This window comes from Ensifer sp. WSM1721, from assembly GCF_000513895.2.
Lineage (GTDB): Bacteria > Pseudomonadota > Alphaproteobacteria > Rhizobiales > Rhizobiaceae > Sinorhizobium.
Window position 1 is genome coordinate 332,240 of record NZ_CP165782.1, and the last position, 12,786, is coordinate 345,025.

Genomic DNA, 12,786 nt, shown 5'->3' on the forward strand with positions numbered 1-12,786 from the left:
CGCCAGAGCGCAGGCGTCTCTTGATCTCACTTATCGGCCGGGCACCGGCCCTGTCGAGGCCCGCACGATCAGCTCGGCGCGCCAAAGCTCCTGCTCGGGATAGTCTCCGCGGTTGAGGATGCCGCCGATCAGCCGCTTGGCGATGCGTGCGCCTGCGGCCCTGAGCGAAGAGCGCGTCGTCGTCAGCGGGACGCTGAAGTTTTCTGGTTTCAGCATCGGCAGAACGTCGTCATGAGCGATGACGGAGATGTCGCTGCCGATTGCGAGACCTGCCTGGTTGATCGCGCGCACGGCCCCGAGCGCCAGCACCGTACTCGAGCAAAGAACGGCGGTCGGCGGATCCGGCCGCCCGAGGAAACGCCTCATGCTGCGATAACCGTATTCGTCCGTCATAGCCGAATGATGGACCAGCGCCTCGTCCAGTCGCAGGCCCTTTTCCTCGAGAGCGCGTACCACGCCCTTTTTCCGGCGGATGGAGAAGCTCAGATAGTCCGGTCCGTTGATGAGAGCGATCCGATGATGGCCGAGCTGGATGAGAAGCTTCGTCGCATCATAGAACGCGCCCTTATTGTCGATATCGAGAAACGGATAATCCCGCGGGCCGCCGATCGAGCGGCCGTGCACGACGAAGGGAATCGAGAGCGACTTCAATATGGCGATGCGGGGATCGTTCGCGCGCATGTAGGCAATAAAGACCGCATCGACATTGCCGCTTGCCGCCAGCCGCCGGAACGTCGCCTCCTCGTCGTCAGGCGCACTCGGGTTCAGCACGAAGTGGAAGTCGTGCTTCACTGCCTCCTCAGCGAGCCCAGCCAGGAATTCGCCGAAATGGATATCGGAATCGATGCCGGAAGCGATCGGCATGACGAGACCTATGGAATAGGCCTTGCCGGTCGCGAGCCGCTGCGCAGCGCGGTTGGGCCGATAGCCCGTCTCGCGTACCGCCTGCAAAACGCGCTTCCGTGTTTCGGCATTGACTTCCGGGTAGCCGTTGAGCGCCCGGCTGACGGTCGTCTGCGACAGGCCGAGCTGCTGCGCGAGCTGCTTGAGATTGACCGCCATGCTCATTATTCCTCCCAAAGCGCTTTGGGTATCTTTTTCATTTTCCCGTTTCAGCAAGCGCCTTTACGTCCTCTATCACTCGTGCTTGCCTGGAAAAAGCGAAAACCCGCGTTTGGCGCCGCAAAAATGCTACCTCAGAGCAAAAAATGCGGCGCCTGAAGGCGTCAGAGGAAAGCTCTTGACTCTTCCCCCGCGGCAAGGGAGTGTTAGCGAACTCAAAGCGCTTTGAATTTGCCTTTGAATTCGTGCCTGACGATCCACCCGCGGCGCTTACGTCCCGGGTTTTCTTTTGGGGAGGACTAGACGTGAAGAGATCATTGCTGTGGGGCGCGGCTGCGCTCGCATTGCTTGCGGGCAGCGCCGGCGCTGCCGACCTGAAGTTCAAGCCGGGCGAAGATTCCAAGTTCAACTGGGCGAGCTTCGAGGAGTTCAAGAAGGGCCATGATCTGAAGGGCCAGACGCTCACGGTCTTCGGGCCTTGGCGTGGCGAGGACGAAACCCTGTTCAAAAGCGTTTATGCCTATTTCGCCGAGGCGACGGGGGTGGAGGTCAAGTACTCGTCCTCAGAGAACTACGAGCAGCAGATCGTCATCGACACGCAGGCAGGCAGCCCGCCGGATGTGGCGATCCTACCGCAGCCGGGTCTGATCGCCGATCTCGCCGCCAAGGGTCTTCTGACGCCGCTCGGCGACGAAACCAAGCAATGGCTCCTCGATAACTATGCCGCCGGTCAGTCCTGGGTGGACCTTTCCACCTACAACGGCAAGGACGGCCAGCCGGCGCTCTACGCCTTCCCCTACAAGATTGATGTGAAGTCGCTCGTCTGGTACGTGCCGGAAAACTTCGAGGATGCCGGCTACGAAGTCCCGAAGACCATGGAGGAATTGAAGGCGCTGACGGAGCAAATCGCCGAGGACGGCGAGAAGCCCTGGTGCATTGGGCTCGGCTCCGGTGGTGCAACGGGCTGGCCCGCGACCGACTGGGTCGAGGACCTGATGCTGCGCACGCAGCCCGCCGACGTCTACGACAAGTGGGTCAAGAATGAGATCCCGTTCACCGATCCGGCCATCACCGCGGCGCTCGATGAGTTCGGTTGGTTCGCGCGCAACGACAAGTTCGTCGATGGCGGCGCGGCGGCTGTCGCCTCGACCGATTTCCGCGACAGTCCCAAGGGCCTCTTCGCCTCTCCGCCGAAGTGCTACCTGCATCACCAGGCCTCGTTCATTCCGTCCTTCTTCCCAGAGGGAACGGTCGTCGGGGAAGATGCCGACTTCTTCTACATGCCGCCTTACGAGAGCAAGAAGGAGCTCGGCAATCCGGTGCTCGGCGCAGGCACGCTCGCGATGATCACCAAGGATACGCCGGCTGCGCGCGCTTTCATCGAGTTTCTGAAGACCCCGATCGCGCACGAGGTCTGGATGGCGCAGACCAGCTTCCTGACGCCCTACAAGAGCGTCAATGTCGACGTCTACGGCAACCCGCCGCTCAAGAAGCAGGGCGAGATCCTGCTCAGCGCGACGACCTTCCGTTTCGACGGCTCCGACCTGATGCCCGGCAAGATCGGTGCGGGCGCCTTCTGGACCGGCATGGTCGATTTCGTGGGCGGCAAGTCCTCCGCCGATGTGGCGGCTGGCGTGCAGAAAGCGTGGGACGCGATCAAGTAAAGCCAGTTGAGGCGGACGATGGGGCCATCGTCCGCCTGTTCCTCATTTCGGACGGCCTTCGGACAAGCGGGCGGTCCCAACCAAAAACGGTAGCAGCCGTCACGCGACGCGCCCGATGAGGCGTCTCCGAAGGCGTGAGAGGGGAGGAATGTGTCATGGAGCAATTGATTGCTGCCATTCTCACGATGGTGGCCGGTGTTCTGGTCTGCGCAGCCTATTTCTGGGGCACGAATCTGATTCTCGACTGGATCTTCCCATCCAAAGGGAAGTTCGGTGCCGTCGCGTCCCGCAACCTGCGCATCGCGAATAGCATTCGCCCTTGGCTGTTTCTTGCGCCGGCCCTGCTGGCGCTGACGCTCTATCTCGTCTACCCCGTCGTCCAATCGGTCTGGCTGAGCCTGCACGACAGGGGTGGCCAGAACTTCGTCGGGATCAGCAACTATCAATGGATGGTCAATGACGGCGAGTTCCGGCAGTCGATTTTCAACAATTTCCTCTGGCTCCTGGTGGTTCCGGCGCTCTCCACCTTCTTCGGCCTCATCATCGCAGCGCTGACTGACCGGATCTGGTGGGGCAATATCGCCAAGACCCTGATCTTCATGCCGATGGCGATCTCCTTCGTCGGCGCGGCCGTCATATGGAAATTCATTTACGACTATCGCGCCGCAGGCACGGAGCAGATCGGCCTGCTGAACGCGATCGTCGTCGCCTTCGGCGGTGGGCCGCAGGCCTGGATCACGCTGCCCTTCTGGAACAACTTCTTCCTGATGGCCATCCTCATCTGGATCCAGACGGGCTTTGCCATGGTCATCCTTTCGGCGGCGCTGCGCGGCATCCCCGAGGAGACGATCGAGGCGGCGGTGATCGACGGCGCCAACGGCTGGCAGATCTTCTTCAAGATCATGGTGCCGCAGATCTGGGGCACGATCGCGGTCGTCTGGACCACCATCACCATCCTCGTTCTCAAGGTCTTCGATATCGTGCTGGCGATGACGAACGGTCAGTGGCAGAGCCAGGTGCTCGCCAATCTGATGTTCGACTGGATGTTCCGCGGTGGCGGCGATTTCGGTCGCGGCGCATCGATCGCCGTGGTCATCATGGTCCTCGTCATCCCGATCATGATCTGGAACATCCGCAATGCTGCCAAGGAAGCGGGGGGCCGCTGAAATGAATCCGTCCACCCGTTCGCCGCTCATGTGGGCGGTTCATCTGTCCGTCCTGCTTCTGGTCCTGCTCTGGACCATGCCGACGGCAGGCCTTTTGATTTCGTCCTTGCGCGACAAGGACCAGCTCGCCGTCTCCGGCTGGTGGACAGCGCTTGCCACCTCCTCACGCAACGCCGTCGCACGCGCACCGTCGCCCGAAAGTCAGGTCGAGCGCGACGGCAAGTTCGTCATTTCCGGCAACGTGCTCGAAGGCCAGGGTGGCCAGATTTCCGCCTTCGGCTTTTCCAGCCGCGAGCCCGCCAAATTCAAACCCGGCGAGACGGCCGAGCTCAATGACGGCGAAAGGCTGACGGTACAGGCTGACGGCAGCTTCGAAATCGTCTCGGATCAGCGGATGGAGGGATCGCGCGGCCAGCGAATCTTCTTCACGGCCTCGACGCCGCCGCGCTTCACGCTCGACAACTACGCCGAGGTGCTGAGCGCGGCAGGCATCGGCAGGTCCTTCCTCAATTCGCTGACCGTTGCCGTCCCGTCCACGGTTATCCCTATCCTGATCGCCGCCTTCGCGGCCTATGCGCTTGCCTGGATGCCCTTTCCGGGGCGCGCACTGCTGCTCGCCGTCGTCGTCGGCCTGCTCGTAGTACCTCTGCAGATGTCCCTCATTCCGCTGCTGCAGCTCTACAACGGTGTTGGCGCGTTCTTCGGCGTCCCGGCCAAGACCTATATGGGCATCTGGCTTGCCCATACCGGCTTCGGACTGCCGCTGGCGATCTACCTCCTGCGCAACTACATGGCCGGGCTGCCGCGCGAGATCATGGAATCCGCGCGGGTGGATGGTGCCAGCGATTTCGAGATCTTCGTCAAGATCGTCCTGCCTCTGTCTTTCCCGGCGCTCGCCTCCTTCGCGATCTTTCAGTTCCTGTGGACCTGGAACGACCTGCTCGTCGCTCTGGTCTTCCTCGGCGCGGGGGATGACGAACTGGTGCTGACCGGCCGCCTCGTCAACCTTCTCGGCTCCCGCGGCGGCAATTGGGAAATCCTTACCGCCTCCGCCTTCATCACCATCATCGTTCCGTTGATCGTCTTCTTCGCCCTGCAGCGCTATCTCGTTCGCGGCCTGCTGGCGGGATCGGTCAAGGGCGGCTGATCCATTCACGACAAGGACCACCACAACATATGAACACGACAGAAACGACGAGCTCCCTTCTGCGGCCTGACAAGGATTGGTGGCGCGGAGCGGTGATCTACCAGATCTATCCGCGTTCCTTCCAGGACACGAATGGCGACGGCATCGGCGACTTGAAAGGCATTACCGCCCGCCTGCCGCATGTCGCGGCGCTCGGCGCAGACGCAATCTGGATCTCGCCCTTTTTCACCTCGCCGATGAGGGACTTCGGTTACGACGTCTCGAACTACAAGGATGTCGATCCGATCTTCGGCACGCTTGAGGATTTCGACGCGCTGATCGCTGAGGCGCACCGGCTCGGCCTCCGCGTGATGATCGACCTCGTCCTGTCGCACACGTCGGACCAGCATCCCTGGTTCGTCGAAAGCCGCTCGAGCCGCAGCAACGCCAAGGCGGACTGGTATGTCTGGGCGGATTCGAAGCCCGACGGCACGCCGCCCAACAATTGGCTGTCGATCTTCGGCGGCTCCGCCTGGGCCTGGGACCCGACGCGGCTGCAATATTACCTGCACAATTTCCTGACCTCGCAGCCGGACCTGAATCTGCACAATCCTGAGGTTCAGGATGCGCTCCTTGCCGTCGAGCGCTTCTGGCTCGAGCGCGGCGTCGATGGCTTCCGCCTCGACACCATCAATTTCTACTTCCATGACAAGCAGTTGCGCGACAATCCGGCGCTTGCGCCGGAGCGGCGCAATGCCTCGACGGCGCCGGCGGTCAACCCGTATAACTACCAAGAACACATCTACGACAAGAACCGGCCCGAGAATCTGGAATTCCTGAAGCGCTTCCGGGCGGTAATGGACGAATTCCCGGCGATCGCCGCGGTCGGTGAGGTCGGCGACAGCCAGCGCGGTCTTGAGATTGCCGGCGAATACACGTCCGGCGGCGACAAGGTGCATATGTGCTACGCCTTCGAATTCCTGGCGCCGGATCCGCTGACGCCCCATGGCGTCGCCGAGGTGCTGTTGGACTTTCAGAAGGCAGCGCCGGAGGGCTGGGCCTGCTGGGCTTTTTCAAACCACGACGTCGTCCGCCACGTCAGCCGCTGGGGTCACCGTATCGCCGATCACGAAGCGCATGCCAAGCTGCTCGCAAGTCTCTTGATGTCCTTGCGTGGCTCGGTCTGCATCTATCAGGGCGAGGAACTGGCGCTCACCGAAGCGGAACTCGCCTACGAGGATCTTCGCGACCCTTACGGCATTCAGTTCTGGCCCGACTTCAAGGGGCGGGACGGCTGCCGCACGCCGATGGTATGGGAGAGCCTGCCGGATGGCGGGTTCAGCGACGCGAAGCCCTGGCTGCCGATTTCGGAGAGCCACCTGTCGCAGGCCGTCGCCGTGCAGGAGGGCGATCCAAAGTCGGTCCTGCAGCACTACCGCCGCTTCCTGCAGTTCAGGAAGGCGTATCCGGCTTTTGCCAAAGGCGAGATCGAATTCGTCGAGACCAAGGGATCCGCGCTTGGCTTCCTGCGCAGCTTTGGCAACCAGAAGCTTTTCTGCCTCTTTAACATGAGCGGCGAACCGGTGACGAAGGAATTGCCGCGCGAACGGCTGCACGTGCTCGAAGGCCACGGCTTCGTCTTTGAGATTATGGACAACGAGATCAATCTACCGGCCTGGGGCGCGTTTTTCGCGCGCCTGGTCTGAGAAGTGAGGGGAGGGTGTAATGACGGGCCTGCTGTTAAAAGATATCCGCAAGTCCTACGGGGCGGTCGATGTCATTCACGGTATCAATCTCGATATCAAGCAGGGCGAATTCGTCGTCTTCGTCGGCCCATCCGGCTGTGGCAAGTCGACCTTGCTGCGGATGATCGCGGGGCTGGAGGAAATCACCGGCGGTGACATGTTCATCGACGGCGAGCGGGTCAACGACGTGCCGCCGTCGAAGCGCGGCATTGCCATGGTGTTCCAGTCCTACGCGCTTTATCCGCACATGACGGTCTATGACAACATGGCCTTCGGCATGCGGATCGCGAGGGAGTCAAAGGAGGAGATCGACCGTCGCGTCCGTGCGGCGGCGGAAATGCTCCAACTCACCCAGTATCTGGATCGTCTGCCGAAGGCGCTCTCGGGTGGTCAGCGCCAGCGCGTGGCGATCGGGCGGGCGATCTGCCGTAATCCCAAGGTCTTCCTCTTCGACGAGCCTCTCTCTAATCTCGACGCGGCGCTGCGCGTCGCAACCCGCATCGAGATCGCCAAGCTCAGCGAGCGGATGTCCGATACGACGATGATCTATGTCACCCACGACCAGGTGGAGGCGATGACGCTCGCCGACCGGATCGTAGTTCTTTCCGCCGGCCATATCGAGCAGGTCGGTGCCCCGCTGGAACTCTATGAGCGACCGGCAAACCTCTTCGTCGCCCGCTTCATCGGCTCTCCGGCGATGAACGTCATTCCCGCAACGATCACGGCCGCCGGCGCGCAGACGACCGTGACGCTCGTGCGTGGAAAGTCCGTGACGCTCGACATTCCGACCGAGGCTTCCGAGAACGGCAGGAAGGCAAGCTTCGGGGTTCGGCCGGAAGACCTTGAGGTCACCGAGTCCGAGGATTTCCTGTTCGAGGGAACGGTTTCGATCGTCGAAGCGCTCGGTGAGGTGACGCTGCTCTATATAGAGGGGCTCGTGGAGGGCGAACCGATCATTGCAAAGATGCCGGGAATCCCGCGGGTCGGCCGCGGCGACAAGGTGCGCTTCACCGCCGACAAGGCGAAGCTTCACCTTTTCGATGCCGAAGGGCGCAGCTATCGGGCTTAGGCCTGCGACAACAGCGACTTGTCCCTCCCCCCGGGTTTAACCCGAGGACCAGCCTTCTCGCCGCTTGCGGGGAGAAGGCCGGCAGGCGGATGAGGGCTTCGCGTGGATGCCTGTTCACCCCTGCGTCCAACCAAACTCTCTGTTAAATATCATGGGTTAGCGTGATCGCAGAATGAAATGCGAAAGGTGAATTCATGCGCAGTGCAGCCCCCGTGATGTTCCGGCATTTTCTCAACAAGGAAGAGTCCTTCATGTACGATCGGGAAACGAATTTCCCGATGGAGGACACCCGGAACGACGCACGGATCGAATTCACCGAGAAGGGGATCCAGCACCTGGCGTCGCGCCGCTGCGAGATCATCAAGCTCTCGAAGAGCAGCGCCGTGATCGGCATCCTGACGAAGTTTCACTTGCCGCAAACCTTCTATCTCGATATCCCGAGCGCCCGAATTCCCTTGATCGGCTGCCTCCTCAAGCGCGTCCTCGCCAACAACATTATCGAGGCGCGATTCCTGCGGCTCCTGAGCGACCGCGACTTGAATCGCATCTTCGTCTACAGCACCCATCCGAACCACCGCAACCGCACGCTCGACATCTACCGCTGATCCGACGGGGTGTGGTTGAAGCGGCTTCCGACGGGGACCTCGCCCTCCGTTCAGTGGAACAGCACGCTCGCGCCGCTGTCGGCCGGGCCGGCGATCTGGCGGAACGGAGCGAAGAGTTCGCGACCCATGCCGAAATCGTTGTCTGACAGATCGATATGCGCCGGTACGCGCGTCTTCAGAGCGATGTCTTCGACGAGCACCTCGATCGTGCCCTTGACTGCGTCGATGCGGATGATGTCGCCCTCCTGAATGCGGGCGATGGGGCCGCCGTCCTTTGCTTCCGGCGTGACGTGGATTGCCGCGGGCACCTTGCCGGAAGCGCCGGACATGCGGCCGTCGGTGACGATCGCCACTTTCTGTCCGCGGTCCTGCAGAATGCCGAGAACCGTCGTCAGTTTGTGCAGTTCCGGCATGCCGTTGGCCTTCGGGCCCTGGAAGCGTACGACTGCGACGAAATCGCCCTCGAGCTTGCCCGCCTTGAAGGCGGCGTTGAGCTCGGCCTGATCGTTGAAGATCTTGGCCGGGGCCTCGATGACATGGCGTTCAGGCTTGACGGCCGAAATCTTGATGACCGCCTTGCCGAGATTGCCGGTCAGCATCTTGAGGCCGCCCGTATGCTGGAACGGCTGATCGATCGTCGTGAGCACCTTTGGATCACCGCTGGCCTCGGGCGCCGGCTCGCGCTTGACGCTGCCGTTCTCGCCGAGCTTCACGTCGATCGCATAGGCCTCCAGCCCCTGGCCGAAGACGGTGCGAACATCGTCGTGCAGCAGGCCTTTCTTCAAGAGCTGGCTGATCAGGAAGCCCATGCCGCCGGCGGCGTGGAAGTGGTTCACGTCCGCAAGCCCGTTGGGGTAGACGCGCGCGAGCAGCGGCACAATGTCGGAGAGCTCCGAGATGTCCTGCCACGTGAGCACGATGCCGGCCGCCCGCGCCATGGCGACGAGATGCATGGTGTGATTGGTCGAGCCGCCGGTCGCATGCAGGCCGACGACGCCGTTGACGATCGAGCGCTCGTCGATCATCTCGCCGGCGGGCGTGAATTCGTTGCCGAGCGCGCTGATCGCTAGTGCCCGTTTCGCGGCCTCCTTGGTCAGCGCGTCGCGGAGCGGCGTGCCGGGATTGATGAAGGAAGCGCCGGGCAGGTGGAAGCCCATGATTTCCATCAGCATCTGGTTGGAGTTGGCGGTACCGTAGAAGGTGCAGGTGCCGGGGCCGTGATAGGATTTGGATTCTGCCTCGAGCAATTCGTCACGGCCGACCTTGCCTTCGGCGAAGAGCTGCCGGACCTTGGCCTTCTCGTCGTTCGGCAGGCCCGTGGTCATCGGCCCGGCGGGGATGAAGACCGCGGGCAGGTGACCGAACGTCAGCGCCGCGATAGCGAGGCCGGGAACGATCTTGTCGCAGATGCCGAGATAGACCGCCGCATCGAACATGTTGTGCGAGAGCCCGATGCCGGCCGCCATGGCGATGATATCGCGCGAGAACAACGACAGCTCCATGCCGGGCTGCCCCTGGGTCACGCCGTCGCACATGGCCGGCACGCCGCCGGCGACCTGGGCCACACCGCCGGCCTCGTGTGCGGCTTCGCGGATCAGCGCGGGGTAGGTCTCGTAGGGCTGATGCGCCGAGAGCATGTCGTTATAGGAGGTGATGATGCCAAGGTTGGGGATGCGGTCGCCGGCGAGCGCTTCCTTCTCGGCGGGGGAACAGGCCGCAAATCCATGGGCGAGATTGCCGCAGCCGAGCACGGTCCGGTGCGGTCCGTCCGCGGCGGCGCTGCGGATGCGATCGAGATAGCGTTCGCGGTAGGGCTTCGAGCGCTCGACGATCCTGGCGGTAACGGCGGCAATGCGGGAATCGGCGGACATGGCACATCCTCTTCCGGAGTCTCCGGACTCCTGTCATTGGGTTACAGCGGCATGGCGTGCAGGTGACGCTGTAACGCTTTGAATTGCTGCACAATTTACGCCTAATTCGAACTCGAATTAAGCCATTGTGCTACCGAGCGCCGCGCCTTCGCGCGGATCACTCCTCTGCTAGGGAGCGCGCTCCGCTTCCGGCGACCTGCCGCGAAACGGTCGCACCCGTCGCGGGCGCCTCAGGGCGCCCAGTATATCTGCAGCGGCGAGGCTGCGCGCCGCAGCATGGCGCGGATCGGCATCTCCAGCTCTTCCCCGGAAGCTTCCGCGCGGGCAAGCACGTCCCTTTTACCGTCACCTTCGATATGCAGCACCAGGTACCCGGCATCCTGCAGGCTCGAGAAGGTAAAGGTGAGGCGGGTTTCGCCCGCACCGTCCGCTTCCATGGTGATCACGCCGTGCGGCGTCGCGGGATCGAGCGCCTCCTCGAGGCGTGTCCCTCCGGGAAAGAACGAGGCGGTGTGCCCGTCCGTTCCCATCCCGAGCACAACGACATCGAAGGGTGCGCTGAAGTCTGCCGTCGCCTCGCTCGCAATCAGCGCCGCCGCCTCAGCCGTCTCCGCGGCATGGTAGAGCGGCACGAAACCGGCAGCCGCCGCCTTGTTCTGCAGGAGATTAGCCGCGACGAGTCCATGGTTGGAGCGCTCGCTTTCCGGCGGTACGAAACGTTCGTCGACGAGGGTGACGGTCACCTTCGCCCAATCGAGCTCGCGTTGTGAGAGCGACTGAAAGAAGGCCTTCGGGGTGGAGCCCCCCGATACGGCGAGGCTCGCCGCGCCGCGAGCGGCGATCGCGGCGGCGAGCCTTGCGCTGACCGCGTCCGCCAGGCCCTCCGCCAGGGCGGCACCGTTTTCGAATGTGTGCAGGGTTGCGCTCATGGGCCGGTCCTAGATCGTATCGTTCCAGGTGCGGCCATCGCGCTCGATCAGCGCGATCGACTGGCTCGGACCCCAGGTGCCGGCCGTGTAGCCCTGCACCTGCTGCCCGGTCGTTTCCCAGGCCTTGAGCATCGGGTCGATCCACTGCCAGGCGGCCTCAACTTCGTCGCGGCGCACGAACAGCGTCTGGTTGTTGCGGATGACGTCGAGCAGCAGCCGTTCATAGGCGTCGGCATTGCGTACGCCAAAGGCTTCGGCGAAGCTCATGTCCAGGGGCACGTTCCTGAGGCGCATGCCGCCCGGTCCGGGGTCCTTGATCATCAGCGACTGCTTGACGCCCTCGTTCGGCTGCAACCGGATCATCAGCTGGTTGGCCGAAATGCGGCCGGCACTCCGGTCGAAGATCGAGTGCGGAATCTGCTTGAAGGTGATGACGATCTCCGACATGCGGCCCGCCATGCGCTTGCCGGTCCGCAGATAAAAGGGCACGCCGGACCAACGCCAGTTGCTGATTTCCGCTTTGAGCGCGACGAAGGTTTCCGTGTTGGAAACGCCACCCTCGAGTTCCTCGAGGTAACCCTTGACCGGGCCACCTGCGGATGCGCCGGCGCGGTACTGGCCGCGGACGGTCACCTGCTCGACATTGGCTGCGGTTATAGGCTTCAGCGCCCGCAGCACCTTGAGCTTCTCGTCTCGCACCGCTTCCGCATCCATCGAGGTCGGCGCCTCCATGGCGACGAAGCAGACGAGCTGGAGGATGTGGTTCTGCACCATGTCGCGCAGCGCGCCCGCCTTGTCGTAATAACCGGCGCGGTTCTCGAGCCCGACGGCTTCCGAAACGGTGATCTGCACGTGATCGATATGGGCGGAATTCCAGAGCGGCTCATAGAGCGCATTGGCGAAGCGCAGCGCCATCAGGTTCTGCACCGTCTCTTTGCCGAGATAGTGGTCGATGCGGAAGATCTGTTCTTCGCGGAACACCTTGCCGATCGTGTCGTTGAGTTCCGTCGCCGAGGCGAGATCTCGCCCGATCGGCTTCTCGACGACGATACGGGTGTTCTTGGTGATCAGCTTGTGGTCGCGGATCTTTTCCGAAATGTCGCCGAAGATCGCCGGTCCGACAGCGAGATAGAAGGCGCGGATGCGATCCTTGCCTTCTTCCAGGATTTTCTTCAGATCGTCCCAGCCTTGCTCCGACTTGGCGTCGACCGAGACGTAGTAGAGCCGGGCAGTGAACTTCTCCACTTCCGCCTCATTGAACTCCCCGGGCTTCAGGTGTTCCTTCAGCGCATCGGTCGCGAACTTGCGGTAATCGTCATGGCTGAGGGTCGCGCGCGATGCACCGATGATGCGTGTCGGCTCCGAGAACTGGCCTTCCATCTGCCGGTGGTAAAGTGCGGGCAGAAGCTTGCGCTCCGCAAGATCGCCGGTGCCCCCGAACACAACGTAGTCAAACGGTTCGACGGGAATGATCTGGCTGCTCATGGGATGTCTCGATCTCGTTGAGGTCTGGGCTGGTATAATCTAATCGATTTAAAAACGCTAGGGT

At 62.4% G+C, this 12,786-nt stretch carries 10 protein-coding genes; 6 read left to right on the forward strand and 4 right to left on the reverse strand.

Annotated elements, in window-relative coordinates; translation table 11 throughout:
* Window positions 1-30 precede the first annotated feature (30 nt).
* The gene (locus M728_RS01545) at window positions 31-1,062 is read right to left on the reverse strand and encodes a substrate-binding domain-containing protein (RefSeq protein ID WP_026618280.1); all 1,032 of its coding nucleotides are present in this window, start codon (window positions 1,060-1,062) and stop codon (window positions 31-33) included.
* 305 nt (window positions 1,063-1,367) lie between these two features.
* Here M728_RS01545 and M728_RS01550 point away from each other — a divergent pair, with 305 nt between their 5' ends.
* From M728_RS01550 to M728_RS01575, 6 genes are all read left to right on the forward strand, one after another.
* A complete protein-coding gene (locus M728_RS01550; RefSeq protein ID WP_026618281.1) occupies window positions 1,368-2,726 on the forward strand; it encodes an ABC transporter substrate-binding protein in 1,359 nt (452 codons plus the stop codon).
* A 155-nt stretch (window positions 2,727-2,881) separates the two neighbouring features.
* Window positions 2,882-3,892 (forward strand): carbohydrate ABC transporter permease, encoded by a 1,011-nt coding sequence (locus tag M728_RS01555; protein ID WP_026618282.1) that lies wholly within the window; start codon window positions 2,882-2,884, stop codon window positions 3,890-3,892.
* A 1-nt stretch (window position 3,893) separates the two neighbouring features.
* Complete coding sequence (locus M728_RS01560; RefSeq protein ID WP_026613186.1) at window positions 3,894-5,039, forward strand: carbohydrate ABC transporter permease; 1,146 nt, start codon at window positions 3,894-3,896, stop codon at window positions 5,037-5,039.
* Window positions 5,040-5,068: 29 nt separating this feature from the next.
* A complete protein-coding gene (locus M728_RS01565; protein ID WP_026618283.1) occupies window positions 5,069-6,724 on the forward strand; it encodes an alpha-glucosidase in 1,656 nt (551 codons plus the stop codon).
* A 19-nt stretch (window positions 6,725-6,743) separates the two neighbouring features.
* Entirely contained in the window at window positions 6,744-7,832 is a 1,089-nt protein-coding gene (locus M728_RS01570) for an ABC transporter ATP-binding protein (RefSeq protein WP_026613184.1), read from the forward strand.
* A 194-nt stretch (window positions 7,833-8,026) separates the two neighbouring features.
* Complete coding sequence (locus tag M728_RS01575; RefSeq protein WP_026618284.1) at window positions 8,027-8,437, forward strand: hypothetical protein; 411 nt, start codon at window positions 8,027-8,029, stop codon at window positions 8,435-8,437.
* A 50-nt stretch (window positions 8,438-8,487) separates the two neighbouring features.
* On the opposite strand, the gene edd is transcribed toward M728_RS01575, so the two are convergent.
* From edd to zwf, 3 genes are all read right to left on the reverse strand, one after another.
* The gene (edd, locus tag M728_RS01580) at window positions 8,488-10,308 is read right to left on the reverse strand and encodes a phosphogluconate dehydratase (protein ID WP_026618285.1); all 1,821 of its coding nucleotides are present in this window, start codon (window positions 10,306-10,308) and stop codon (window positions 8,488-8,490) included.
* Window positions 10,309-10,538: 230 nt separating this feature from the next.
* Window positions 10,539-11,237: a 6-phosphogluconolactonase gene (gene pgl, locus M728_RS01585; RefSeq protein ID WP_026618286.1), complete on the reverse strand. Its 699-nt coding sequence runs from the start codon at window positions 11,235-11,237 to the stop codon at window positions 10,539-10,541.
* 9 nt (window positions 11,238-11,246) lie between these two features.
* The gene (zwf, locus tag M728_RS01590; protein ID WP_026618287.1) at window positions 11,247-12,722 is read right to left on the reverse strand and encodes a glucose-6-phosphate dehydrogenase; all 1,476 of its coding nucleotides are present in this window, start codon (window positions 12,720-12,722) and stop codon (window positions 11,247-11,249) included.
* Window positions 12,723-12,786 lie beyond the last annotated feature (64 nt).

Excerpts from the sequence above, each read along its gene's own strand:
- M728_RS01545 (WP_026618280.1), bottom strand. The coding sequence starts at position 1,062 with ATGGCGGTCAATCTCAAGCAGCTCGCGCAGCAGCTCGGCCTGTCGCAG.
- M728_RS01555 (WP_026618282.1), top strand. The coding sequence starts at position 2,882 with ATGGAGCAATTGATTGCTGCCATTCTCACGATGGTGGCCGGTGTTCTG.
- M728_RS01560 (WP_026613186.1), top strand. The coding sequence starts at position 3,894 with ATGAATCCGTCCACCCGTTCGCCGCTCATGTGGGCGGTTCATCTGTCC.
- M728_RS01565 (WP_026618283.1), top strand. The coding sequence starts at position 5,069 with ATGAACACGACAGAAACGACGAGCTCCCTTCTGCGGCCTGACAAGGAT.
- M728_RS01570 (WP_026613184.1), top strand. The coding sequence starts at position 6,744 with ATGACGGGCCTGCTGTTAAAAGATATCCGCAAGTCCTACGGGGCGGTC.
- M728_RS01575 (WP_026618284.1), top strand. The coding sequence starts at position 8,027 with ATGCGCAGTGCAGCCCCCGTGATGTTCCGGCATTTTCTCAACAAGGAA.
- edd (WP_026618285.1), bottom strand. The coding sequence starts at position 10,308 with ATGTCCGCCGATTCCCGCATTGCCGCCGTTACCGCCAGGATCGTCGAG.
- pgl (WP_026618286.1), bottom strand. The coding sequence starts at position 11,237 with ATGAGCGCAACCCTGCACACATTCGAAAACGGTGCCGCCCTGGCGGAG.
- zwf (WP_026618287.1), bottom strand. The coding sequence starts at position 12,722 with ATGAGCAGCCAGATCATTCCCGTCGAACCGTTTGACTACGTTGTGTTC.